General features: G+C 65.7%; 8 protein-coding genes. 6 read left to right on the top strand and 2 right to left on the bottom strand.

What is annotated here, in order from left to right; translation table 11 throughout:
* Positions 1 to 222 precede the first annotated feature (222 nt).
* From ADIAG_RS16020 to ADIAG_RS16005, 4 genes are all read left to right on the top strand, one after another.
* The gene (locus ADIAG_RS16020; protein ID WP_007272472.1) at positions 223 to 1,437 is read left to right on the top strand and encodes an ROK family transcriptional regulator; all 1,215 of its coding nucleotides are present in this window, start codon (positions 223 to 225) and stop codon (positions 1,435 to 1,437) included.
* Positions 1,438 to 1,549: 112 nt separating this feature from the next.
* Entirely contained in the window at positions 1,550 to 2,842 is a 1,293-nt protein-coding gene (locus ADIAG_RS16015) for an ABC transporter substrate-binding protein (RefSeq protein WP_007272471.1), read from the top strand.
* 95 nt (positions 2,843 to 2,937) lie between these two features.
* Complete coding sequence (locus ADIAG_RS16010; protein WP_007272470.1) at positions 2,938 to 3,843, top strand: carbohydrate ABC transporter permease; 906 nt, start codon at positions 2,938 to 2,940, stop codon at positions 3,841 to 3,843.
* Positions 3,843 to 4,730, top strand: a complete 888-nt coding sequence (locus ADIAG_RS16005; protein WP_007272469.1) for a carbohydrate ABC transporter permease — start codon at positions 3,843 to 3,845, stop codon at positions 4,728 to 4,730. The genes ADIAG_RS16010 and ADIAG_RS16005 overlap by 1 nt, the downstream gene beginning before the upstream one ends.
* Before the next feature lie 68 nt (positions 4,731 to 4,798).
* On the opposite strand, the gene ADIAG_RS20470 is transcribed toward ADIAG_RS16005, so the two are convergent.
* Complete coding sequence (locus ADIAG_RS20470; protein ID WP_051059978.1) at positions 4,799 to 5,563, bottom strand: 4'-phosphopantetheinyl transferase family protein; 765 nt, start codon at positions 5,561 to 5,563, stop codon at positions 4,799 to 4,801.
* Between the two features lie 142 nt (positions 5,564 to 5,705).
* A complete protein-coding gene (locus ADIAG_RS15995; RefSeq protein WP_043475413.1) occupies positions 5,706 to 5,939 on the bottom strand; it encodes a hypothetical protein in 234 nt (77 codons plus the stop codon).
* A gap of 235 nt (positions 5,940 to 6,174) precedes the next feature.
* Here ADIAG_RS15995 and ADIAG_RS15990 point away from each other — a divergent pair, with 235 nt between their 5' ends.
* Positions 6,175 to 10,215, top strand: a complete 4,041-nt coding sequence (locus ADIAG_RS15990) for a Pls/PosA family non-ribosomal peptide synthetase (protein WP_007272466.1) — start codon at positions 6,175 to 6,177, stop codon at positions 10,213 to 10,215.
* Positions 10,212 to 11,606: a M1 family metallopeptidase gene (locus ADIAG_RS15985; RefSeq protein ID WP_007272465.1), complete on the top strand. Its 1,395-nt coding sequence runs from the start codon at positions 10,212 to 10,214 to the stop codon at positions 11,604 to 11,606. Before ADIAG_RS15990 ends, ADIAG_RS15985 begins: the two co-directional genes overlap by 4 nt.
* Positions 11,607 to 11,651 lie beyond the last annotated feature (45 nt).

Genomic DNA, 11,651 nt, shown 5'->3' with positions numbered 1-11,651 from the left:
CCTGCGGGCCGCCACCTGAGAGCAACGCTTTCCGGTGACGGCCCGCTCCATTTTCATCATGCTTTCGTGCCCGAACAGACTCCTGAGGGTGGTGGTCATCGCCGGGCAGGGCGTCTGCACGGACAACCACGGCCGACAGCCCTGCGTTCAAGACAAACTCCTTACAGCCTTTTTTGCGTTCAACCCTTGACGACAAAGAAAATGTGACGCAAACTTCATGGCATGACCGACGCCACACGTGCCAACCCCGTCAGCCCTAAACCGGGCTCGCAATCCGCCCTGCGCAAACTCAACGAGCAACGCGTGGTGGACACACTGGGAGCGCACGGCACGTTAACCCAGGCCGAACTGGCACGTGTCACGGGTCTATCGACCGCAACAATCTCGAACATCGTCAAGTCACTGGCGGCAGAAAAACGAGTCGAAACCACCTCGGTCACCAGCTCCGGGCGCCGCGCGCTGGGCGTCTCGCTCTTGGACGTCGCCGATGTTGCCGCGGGCATCGACTTCGGCCGAAGCCACGTCCGCGTGGTCCTCGCAAATCCCGGCTTCCGCCTCATCGACGAATCCTCCGAGCCACTGCCCATCGGGCACCGGGTCGAGGACAGCATCGCCATTGCCGCACGGATGCTCACCGAGGCCTGCCGCCGCACGGGCACCGACCAGCATCGCTTGCTGGGGGCCGGGATCGGCGTTCCCGGCCCCATCGACCACAGGACCACCATGGTCATCAACGGGGCGATCCTCCCCGAATGGGTGGGCATCGATATTTCAGCCCAACTGCACAGCGCGCTGGGTGTCCCGGTGATCATTGACAATGATTCCAACTTGGGAGCCCTGGCCCAGATCACCTGGGGAGAACACCAAACCTGCACCAATCTGTGCTTCTTAAAGATCGGCAGCGGCATCGGCTCGGGCCTGATCCTCAATGGCTCGCTCTACTACGGACATCTGGGAATCACCGGCGAGATCGGTCATTCGACGATTTTCGACCAGGGACTAATCTGTCGCTGCGGCAACCGTGGATGTTTGGAAACCGTGGCGTCCACCGCCATCATGACCGAGATGCTCAGCCACGCAGAGGGCAAGCCCGTCTCGGTTGAAGACATTATCGAACGCGCCCTGGCCGGGGACTGGGCCACGCTACGCATCATTGACGACGCAGGAGTCGCCGTGGGCCACGCCCTGGCAAATGTCGCCAACATGATCAATCCCGAGGCCATGGTCATCGGAGGCCCGCTGGCACCGCTGGGCGAACTCCTGCTTGAGCCGATCCGCCGCGGATTGAACCGGCATGCGATCCCCGCCGTGGGAGAAGGCACGTCCCTACACATGTCCATGCTTGGCGACCGCGCCGAGGCATTGGGAGCGGTTGCACTGGTGCTGCGTCAGGATGGCGCCAATCACCGCCAACCACAGCGGAAGACAACAAGTTGATGAACTTTGCGTTCAGTAGTTGACGCCAAGGTGTGGCGCAGGTAACTATTGGGTGATACTGAAACACATTTCGACAATTTCTCACATTTTCAAACAACACGAGGAGTAAGACATGCGCCGTAGTTTCAAGCTGCTAGCAGCGGCCGCGACCCTGGGGCTCGCACTTACCGGGTGCGGTGGATCCGGGGACAACTCGGCCGACACCGCTGCACCGGCCAGCGAAGCCACCGGCAGCGTCGGTGTGTTCACCTGGTGGGCCGACGGATCCGAGAAGGCAGGCCTCGACGCACTGGTCGATGTCTTCAAGACCGACTATCCGGACCTCACCTTCGACAACCTGGCCGTGGCCGGTGGCGCAGGATCCCAGGCCAAGAGCGTGCTTGCCGCACAGCTCAAGGCCGGCACCCCTCCGGATTCGTTCCAGGCGCATGCCGGTGCCGAGCTGCAGGACTACATCGATGCCGACCAGCTCGAAGACCTCACCGGTTTCTACGAAGAAAACGACTTGACCTCCCAGTTCCCGGCCGATCTCATCGATCGACTCACCGTTGATGGCAAGATCTACTCGGTCCCCTCCAACATTCACCGCTCCAACGTCGTGTGGGCCAACGTCGATGTACTCAAAGACGCGGGCATCGACCCGGAGAAGCCCGCCGAGGACTTGGACGCATGGATCGCCGATCTAGAAAAGGTCAAAAAGTCGGGCAAAACCCCCTTGGCCGTCGCCGGCTCCTGGACCCAGGTCCAGCTCTTTGAAAATGTTCTGCTCGCCAGCCTCGGCGTCGATGGATACAACGGTCTCTGGGACGGAGCAACGGATTGGAAGGGCGAGGATGTCACCAAGGCCATCGAGTCCTACAAGACGGTCCTGAGCTACACCAACTCCGACCGCGATTCGCTCAGCGACTGGGCCCCGGCAACACAGCTGGTCCAGGACGGGGCAGCGGCCTACAACCTCATGGGTGACTGGGCCGAGGCCAAGTTCACGCTCGACGGCGACAAGGCCGGCACCGACTACACCTACTTCCCGATGCCGGGAACAGCAGGGGTCTTCAACTTCCTGGCCGACTCCTTCACCCTGCCGGTGGGCGCACCCAACCCGGCCGGAGCCAAGGCCTGGTTGACCACCATCGGTTCGGCCGAGGGCCAGACCGCATTCAACAAGGTCAAGGGCTCGATCCCGGCGAACACCACCGCCAAGACCGACGACTTCTCCGAGTACCAGAAGAGCGCCATCGACGACTTCTCCAAGGACCAGATCGTTTCCTCCCTGGCCCACGGCGCAGCAGTGCCGGTGGCTTGGCTCAACGAGCTGAGCACCGCGGTGAGCAAGTTCGGTGGCGACGGAAACGTCGCAACCCTGCAGGAATCCGCCGGCGCAACCGCCGAGAAGTTCGCCGAGTAACCACACCCGAACGCAGGTGGGGGCGGTAGCGGCCAACGTGCCGGTGACCGCCCCCACTTTCATGAGGCGCCGATTTCTCCCAAGGAGGAAACCCCATGCTTAAGCGCGTCAAACACTGGGGGCCCGGGCTCTTGCTCCTGGCACCCACCATCATCCTGGTCGGCGTGTTCGTCTACTGGCTCATCATCGAAAACTTCCGGGTCAGCCTGACCAACCAGCACACGGCCAAGCCAAGCGACAAATACGTCGGCTTCGATAACTACACCAATCTGCTGGCCGATCCGAACTTCCAGCACTCGCTGTGGAACCTTTTGATCCTCACCATCGTCTTTTTGGGCGGCACCCTGATCTTCGGCTTCCTCTGGGCCTGGATCCTGGACAAGCCTGCCAAGGGCGAGGGCTTCTTCCGGGCCGTCTACTTGTTCCCGATGGCGGTCTCCTTCATCGCCTCGGGTGTGGTGTGGCGCTGGCTGCTCTCCTCCCTGCAGACCGACCAGCCCGGCGGGGAACGCACCACCGGACTGAACCGGCTGCTGGACTCCGTGGGCCTGGGCTTCTTGCAAAACGACTGGTGGTCGAATCCCACCTGGGGCATCGCGGCCATCGCGGTGCCGGCCATCTGGCAGCTCTCGGGCTATGTCATGGCCCTGTTCTTGGCCGGCTTCCGCGGCATCCCCGAGGAACTACGCGAGGCCGCACGCATCGACGGGTGCAGCGAATGGAAGCTCTACCGCCATGTGATCTTCCCGCAGCTGAACCCCGTGATGCTCTCCGCGGTGATCATCATCGGACACATGTCGCTGAAGCTCTTCGACTTGATCCGCGCCATCGTCCCGGACGCCAACACCTACGATGTCCAGGTCCCCGCGACCATGATGTGGGTTAAGTACATCGGCAGCGACTACGCCGATGCCGCGGCAATCGGCATGATCCTGCTGGTGCTGGTCGCCATCGTGGTCATTCCCTACCTCATGTACACCTCGCGAGCGGAGAAGCGCTGATGGCTACCTCAACCCTTGATCGTTCCGCAGCCCCGGCGGCACCCGGCGCCGCCGGGGCACCAAACCCCGGGCGCCGCCGCATCAACCGGACCCTGAAGTACGTGCTGCTGCTGTTCTTTGTGGTGGTGGTGCTGATCCCCGCCTACGTCCTATTCATCACCAGCTTCAAGGGCAGCTCCGACGCCGATCCCTCACGCGCCTGGTTCCTGCCCACCACCTGGGAAACCGCCGGCTGGTCCAAGGCCTGGACCACGCTGGCCCCCGCGCTGGGACGTACCTTCGCCCTGGTGATCCCCGCCGCGGTCATCTCCGCCACGCTGGGCTCGATCAACGGCTATGTGCTCTCCAAATGGCGCTTCCCGGGCGCCAATGTGGTGTTCACGCTGATCCTCTTTGGCATGTTCATCCCCTACCAGGCGGTCATGATCCCGCTGACCCAGCTGATGAGCACCCTGGGCGTGCCCCAGGGCGTTCCCTCGTTGATGCTGCTGCACATCGTTTACGGGCTGCCGATCTGTACGCTGATCTTCCGCAACTACTACGAGTCGGTGCCCTCCGAGCTCATCGAGGCCGCACGCATGGACGGGGCAGGAATCCTGCGCACCTATGCCTCGGTGATCTTCCCGGTCTCCGCACCTGGCTTCGTGGTCGTATTGATCTGGCAGTTCACCTCCGCCTGGAATGACTACCTGTTTGCCGCGTTCTTCTCCTCGGGACGCAACGGACCGGTGACCATTGCGCTGAGCTTTTTGGCCGGCGGCCAGCTCACCGACTACGCCGCGTCGATGGCCGGTGCACTGATCGCCTCGGTGCCGACGCTGATCGTCTACATCCTGCTGGGCAAGTACTTTGTCGGCGGGCTGATGAGCGGCTCGGTCAAGGGGTAGCCGGCGCACCAGCACAGCCTGGAGAAGGGCGCTTGCCACCTCGGCGAGCGCCCTTCGTGTTTGGCCATTTAGTTGCTGCTGCCCGGGACCCAGATCATCGCGCCGCAGAGGTTGCCCGGTAGTACATGACCTAACCCGTCGGGGTTGCCCGGGGACAGTTCGATGACCCGGGTGCCGGGAGTACGCAAGAGGCCATGGCGTTGGTCTCCGGCGACCACCGGGATGCCGCCCTCCCCGGCCAGGCCCTCGCCGGAGGCCTTGGCCACTGCTTCCTTCAGCGCCCACCACCGCGCCCGGGTCTGCTGCCGTGCGGCAGGAGACATGGCTGAGAGCAGCTCACGTTCGGCCGGCGCATAGGCATAATCCTCCAAGAGGTCCCCCTCCCCGGTGGCAAAGGCGGCATCGGCCGGCTCCGCCAGATCGAGACCCAGCCGCCCGGGGCCAGGTGCCAACCCGACCAGCAGCCAGCCGGCACTCCGGGCATAGGACAGGGCAAAGGATTCTTCCCGCTGTGGCAAGTGCAGGCGGGGGGTCCCATGCGCGCTCGAGGCACAGCTGGGACAGTTCTGGGTGATTTCCAGATCCTGGGCATTGCCTGAGCCGGGCCGCGGCAGGGCCCGGTTCAACAGTTCGGCGGCCAAGACCCGCACCAGGATCCGTCCCGCCGTGAAATCCTCACGCGGGCGTCCTGGCATATATCCCCCCGCCCGGGCACGTTCGAGCGGATTCAGCCCGATGCCTGGGTGTGCCGCGGCATCGGCCAGTGGTGCGGCCGCCCACCAGGGGCCGGCGTGGAGGCTCGTAGTCGGTTGGGGACCATCTTCGGTGGTCATCCGCATTTTCAGTGCTTCCTCGTGGTTACTCCCCCGGGGCGTGCCGAGGGGTCAGTTGGTGTATCCGCGCCAGCGTTTCTTGATACCTTCGGGCAATTCGTCCCAGGCCAGGACATCGGGCATCGTCAGGCCCTTGGCATTATCAGGCGATCATCGTACAGCGTCCGGCCTGCGGCGTCTGGTTCCATAGCCACGATGATGAGTATCGCGTATGTGTCACCAAAGCGGGCATTCGGGTCGCCGTGGCGAAGAACATCAGGTGCCCGGTATACAGGCTCAGCGTCATCGCCCCCACGATCGACAGTGGAGCCAGGGCCGAGATGAGCACCTCACCGACCGCCTCGGCACCTGCCTGGTCCCGCATCAAGGAGACCAAGGCGTCACGGCCGCTCCAGGAACCCGAGCAAAAGTGCCGAGACCAGCGCGGTGCCGATGGACAGGGCCGGGCCGGCCAGCAGCGCGAAAGCCCCCTACCGCCACCCGAACCGCTGTTGCCGCCAATCCACGCTCGGCGGCCCGTGGCGCATCACACGGAGCCGGGCACGCATGTGACATAGGGTTTCCGGAAATGGTGTGATCCAGGCCCCTTGGACACCTCCCGTTAACCTTTCATGGTTAATGTTGGCGCGTACGTCCCGGCCGAGCGGTGGCGGGCGCCCTGGTGGCGTGTCTCCGGATCATGGTTGGGCTCCATGTTCACGGCCGAACCCGCAAGGACCACGCCGGACACCACTTCGAAGAAAGCCACAGTGGAATCGATTCCCAGCATCCCCGCTCTTGGAACCACGACCGACGTGTTCCTGCCGCAATACCCCGGCAGCCACCTGGCACCGGAACCCCGGACCCTGATCGACATCCTTCAGGCAAGTGCCGCCGCCCACCCCGAAGCCCCTGCCCTGGATGACGGCGAGCGCTCACTGACCTACGCGGAACTGCTCCTAGCCGTCGAGGAAACCGCCTCCCGCCTGCGCTCGGCTGGGCTCGGTGCGGGCGACAGGATCGGCATCCGGATCCCCTCGGGAACCCGCGATCTGTACATCGGCATCCTGGCCACCATGAGGATCGGTGCAGCCTACGTCCCGGTTGACGCCGACGACCCCGAGGAACGGGCCCGACTGGTTTTCACCGAAGCGAAGGTCGCCGCGGTCATCGGCGCCAAGGGCAAGATCACTACCTTACGCAGCACCCCGAACCCGGAACCAGCCCGGGACGCGGCCCTGGGCGATGACGCCTGGATCATCTTCACCTCCGGTTCCACCGGTACCCCCAAGGGTGTGGCCATCACCCAACGCTCGGCGGCCGCATTTGTCGACGCCGAGGCCAGAATCTTTTTGCAAGCCGAACCGCTGGGCCCGGAGGACCGCGTGCTGGCCGGACTTTCGGTGGCCTTTGATGCCTCCTGTGAGGAAATGTGGCTGGCCTGGCGCCACTCCTCTTGCCTGGTGCCGGCCCCGCGGGCGCTGGTGCGCTCCGGCATGGACCTGGGTCCTTGGCTGGTGACCCGCGGGGTCACCGTGGTCTCCACCGTTCCCACCCTCGCCGCCCTGTGGCCAGCCGAAGCCCTAGAAAACGTGCGCCTGTTGATCTTCGGTGGTGAGGCCTGCCCACCGGAGCTGGCCGCCCGCCTTGCCGTGCCGGGGCGCGAACTGTGGAACACCTACGGACCCACCGAGGCCACCGTCGTGGCGTGTGCGGCACAGATGGACGGCACCGACCCGGTGCGCATCGGGTTGCCGCTGGCTGGCTGGGACCTGGCCGTGGTGGATGCCTCCGGGCTGCCCGTCGCCGACGGCCAGAGCGGGGAACTGATCATCGGCGGAGTCGGGCTGGGCCGCTATCTCGATGCGGACAAGGACGCCGAGAAGTACGCCCCGTTTGAATCGCTCGGCTGGGAGCGGGCCTACCGCTCCGGGGACCTGGTGCTGGCCGACCCCGAGGGGTTGGTGTTCCTGGGACGGATGGACGAACAGGTCAAACTCGGCGGCCGCCGCATCGAACTGGGGGAAATCGATGCCGCACTCCAGTCGCTGCCCGGGCTCTCCGGTGCCGCCGCCGCGGTGAAGACCACTGCGGCGGGAAACCAGATCCTGCTTGGCTACCTGGCGGCCGACCCGGCCTTCGACACCGCTGCGGCCCGCGAACGGCTGGCCGTGATGCTCCCGGCAGCCTTGATCCCGCTGCTGGCCATCGTGGACACCCTGCCGACCAAGACCAGCGGCAAAGTGGACCGCCACGCCCTTCCGTGGCCGTTGCCCGGGGCCACATCCAGCGCCGAGGCAGGTGTCCTGCCGGAGCTGAGCGAGGACGCGGCCTGGGTCATCGAGCAGTGGAGGCGGGTGTTGGGCCTCGAGGTCTCGAGCCTGGAAGCCGATTTCTTCGCATCCGGCGGCGGGTCGCTCTCCGCAGCGCAACTCGTTTCCGCGCTGCGCGTGCGCTACCGCACCGTCACCGTGGGCGAGATCTATTCACACCCCCGCATCGGTTCCCTGCTCGAGGCGCTGGGCACCAGCTCGGATGTCGAACCGGAGAGACGCGTCGTGGAGCGCACCACCCGGCGCGCCCAGGTCTTCCAAACCCTGATGGGCATCCCCACCTTCATCCTGGTGGGCATGCGCTGGCTCGTGTACCTGGCGGCGGGCAACAACGTGCTCGGTGCCCTGGGCATGTTCCCCGAGGCACCGAGGCTCTCCTGGTGGGCGGTTGCCGGGCTCTGGCTCGTCTTCGTGTCGTCCCCCGGCCGCATGGCCCTGTCGATTCTCGCCGCTCGTCTGCTCCTGCGTGGCCTGAAACCCGGGAACTATCCGCGTTCGGGCAAGGTGCACCTGCGACTGTGGATGGCCCAGCAGATCGCGGACCTGGTTGATCCCGTCTCGCTGGGCAGCGCGCACTGGATCCAGCACTATGCCCGCGCGCTGGGTGCCGAGATCGGCCACGATGTCCAAATGCACACGATTCCGCCGGTCACCGGCCTGCTCACCGTGGGCCGCGGGGCCAACATCGAACCCGAGGTCGACCTCACCGGCTACTGGATCGACGGGGACCGGCTCATCGTGGGCGCCATCGAGATCGGTGCCGAGGCCAGCGTCGGGGCACGCAGCACCCTGATGCCCGGTTCGGTCGTCTCCGACGGTGTGGTCCTGGCTCCGGGCTCCGCCCTAGCCGGCACCACCACGGCCTTTTCCGCCTACTCCGGCTCACCGGCCGAACGCAGCGGCAAGGCCAAACCCGACTGGCCACAGGCTCCGATCCGTTCCCGCCGGCTGCGCGACGCACTCTTCGCCATCGCCTCCACCGCCCTTGGCACCCTCCCCCTGCTCTCCATCCTGGGCGCGGTGCTGGTGGCCCTCTTCCTGCTGCGCGGCCAGGAGTCTCTGCACGAATCCCTGCTGGCCCTGAGCTATGTTGTACCGGTCGCGGCCCTGACGTGGTTTGTCCTGAACATGCTGCTGGTGCTTGGCGCCACCCGGCTGCTGGGCATCGGCCTGCGGGAGGGCTGGCACCGCGTGGACAGCCGCATCGGCTGGCAGGTCTGGGCCACCGAACGCCTGCTGGACATGGCCCGCGACCTGCTCTTCCCCCTCTATGCCTCACTTTTCACCCCCGTCTGGCTGCGCCTGCTCGGCGCGAAGGTAGGACGCAACGTCGAGGCCTCCACGGTGCTGTTGATCCCCAAGATGACCACCATCGGCGCCGGGGCCTTCCTGGCAGATGACACTATGGTCGCCACCTACGAACTCGGCGGCGGTTGGATGAAGGTGGGCCGGGCCAAGATCGGCAAGCGCGCCTTCCTGGGCAACTCCGGCATCGCCGGGGCCGGACGCCGGGTCCCGCGCAACGGGCTGGTCGCGGTGCTCTCCGCCACCCCCGCCAAGGCCAAGGCAGGGACCTCCTGGCTGGGCAGCCCCCCGGTGCGTCTGCGCCGCACCACCGTCGACGCGGATTCCGCGCTCACCTACGCACCTCCCCTGCACCTGAAACTGGCCCGCGCCCTCTGGGAGGTATGCAGGTTCGTGCCCGTGGTCATCAGCGTGGGGATCGCCGCACTGGTGCTGGTGCTGCTCGATGCCTTGGCCACCGAATACGGCTACCTGGTCGCGGGGCTGCTCAGCGGTGCGGTGATGCTCGCCGCAGGTGCCGTGGCGGCCACCTCAGCCGTGGTGGCCAAGTGGGTGCTGGTCGGGCCCATCCGCCCCGGCGAACACACGCTGTGGAGCTCATTCATCTGGCGCAACGAGGTCGTAGACACCTTCATCGAGATGGTCTGTGCCCCCTGGTTCGCCCACTCGGCGGCCGGCTCACCGGCCCTGGTGTGGTGGCTGCGCGCGCTTGGCGCCAAGATCGGTCACGGGGTCTGGTGCGAAAGCTACTGGCTGCCCGAGGCAGACCTGGTGACCCTCGCAGACTCTGCGACCGTCAACCGCGGCACCGTTGTCCAGACACACCTTTTCCATGACCGGGTCATGGCCATTGATACGGTAGAACTCTGCGCAGGATCCACCATGGGCCCGCACGGGGTCATCCTGCCGGCAGCTTCGCTGTCCGAAGGCGCCACCGTGGGTCCGTCGTCGCTGGTGATGCGCGGAGAAACAGTTCCCCCGTCGAGCTACTGGATGGGCAACCCCGTACAACCCTGGAGCCAGCCGCACGCATGAGTCATTCGTCCCTGAACACCACGGCACCCACCACCGCATTCATCCCGGATGCCTACATCCCGCGCTCCGGCAGTGCAGCTTACCGGGTGGAGCACTACGACCTGGATCTGGACTGCAAGCTGGGCAGTAACCGGCTCGACGGGCGTGCGGTCATCACCGCGGTGGCCGCCGGCACCATGGAACGGCTTTCCCTCGACCTTTCCGGGCTGCGCGCCTCACGCGTGCAGCTCAACGGGTCCAAGGTCTCAAAGTTCACGCAGAAAGCCGGCAAGCTGGAACTGCATCTGCCCACGGCGCTGCTCGCAGCCGAACGGTTCACCGTGGAGATCCGCTACGGCGGGGTCCCGACCGTACGCCAGGGAACCTGGGGCGAGGTCGGTTGGGAGGAACTCACCGACGGGGTGCTGGTCGCGGGCCAGCCCAACGGGGCCCCGACCTGGTTCCCCTGCAACGACCACCCGAGCCAAAAGGCCACCTACCGCATCAGCATCAACACCGATGCCGGCTACCGACCGGTATGCAACGGGACGCTGTTGGAGCGTCAACGCCGCTCCAGCCGTGAACAGTGGACCTACGAGGTCAACGAGCCCATGGCCACCTACCTGGCGACCTTGCAGATCGGCCGCTACGAGCTCCGCGCCCTGGCCGGGACCGAGATCTCAGCTGCCCCGCTGGGCGGACGCCGGGCCGGGTCCCCGGCTCTGGTGCCGCAATGGGTGGCAGCCAACGGTTCCCAGCTGCACCGGGCTTCGGCCGCGCTGGCGGACCAGCCACGGATGATGGAAACCTTCATCGAGGCTTTCGGCCCCTATCCCTTCGACGACTACACCGTGGTCGTCACCGAGGACGACTTGGAAATCCCGTTGGAGGCGCACGGGCTCTCCATCCTGGGCAACAACCACCTGGCCCCGGGCTGGGAGCAGCAGCGCTTGATCGCCCACGAACTCTCCCATCAGTGGTTCGGCAACTCGCTGACCTTGGGCACGTGGAAGGACATCTGGTTGCACGAGGGGTTTGCCTGCTACGCCGAATGGATCTGGTCCCAAGCCTCCGGCACGATGAGCACCGAGGCGCGCGCCAGGGAAGCCTGGGCCATGCTCGAGTCGCTGGAACAGGACATCACCATCGGAGAGCCCGGACCGGCGGACATGTTTGATGACAGGGTGTACAAGCGCGGAGCACTGGCCCTGCACGCACTGCGCGTGGCTTCCGGGGACCGTGCCTTCTTTGCGATGCTGCGCTCCTGGACCGGGGCCCGGCGCCACGGCACCGTCACCTGCGCGCAGTTCACGGCCCACCTCGATGACCAGCTGCCCCTGTCGATCCCTGCCACGGATTTCCTGCGGCCCTGGCTTCTGGAACCTGCGCTGCCACCGCTGCCTGCCATGTGATGAGAACGACCGCCGGCGCCGGTCCGGGACATGTCCCGGACCGGC

Origin of the sequence: Paeniglutamicibacter gangotriensis Lz1y (genome assembly GCF_000348945.1) — a bacterium.
In the GTDB taxonomy this organism is placed as follows: domain Bacteria; phylum Actinomycetota; class Actinomycetes; order Actinomycetales; family Micrococcaceae; genus Paeniglutamicibacter; species Paeniglutamicibacter gangotriensis.
Note: the sequence above shows the minus strand (reverse complement) of the source record. Positions and strands in the feature narration are given on the sequence as shown.

Excerpts from the sequence above, each read along its gene's own strand:
- ADIAG_RS16005 (WP_007272469.1), top strand. The coding sequence starts at position 3,843 with ATGGCTACCTCAACCCTTGATCGTTCCGCAGCCCCGGCGGCACCCGGC.
- ADIAG_RS16010 (WP_007272470.1), top strand. The coding sequence starts at position 2,938 with ATGCTTAAGCGCGTCAAACACTGGGGGCCCGGGCTCTTGCTCCTGGCA.
- ADIAG_RS20470 (WP_051059978.1), bottom strand. The coding sequence starts at position 5,563 with ATGACCACCGAAGATGGTCCCCAACCGACTACGAGCCTCCACGCCGGC.
- ADIAG_RS15985 (WP_007272465.1), top strand. The coding sequence starts at position 10,212 with ATGAGTCATTCGTCCCTGAACACCACGGCACCCACCACCGCATTCATC.
- ADIAG_RS16015 (WP_007272471.1), top strand. The coding sequence starts at position 1,550 with ATGCGCCGTAGTTTCAAGCTGCTAGCAGCGGCCGCGACCCTGGGGCTC.
- ADIAG_RS16020 (WP_007272472.1), top strand. The coding sequence starts at position 223 with ATGACCGACGCCACACGTGCCAACCCCGTCAGCCCTAAACCGGGCTCG.
- ADIAG_RS15990 (WP_007272466.1), top strand. The coding sequence starts at position 6,175 with ATGGTTAATGTTGGCGCGTACGTCCCGGCCGAGCGGTGGCGGGCGCCC.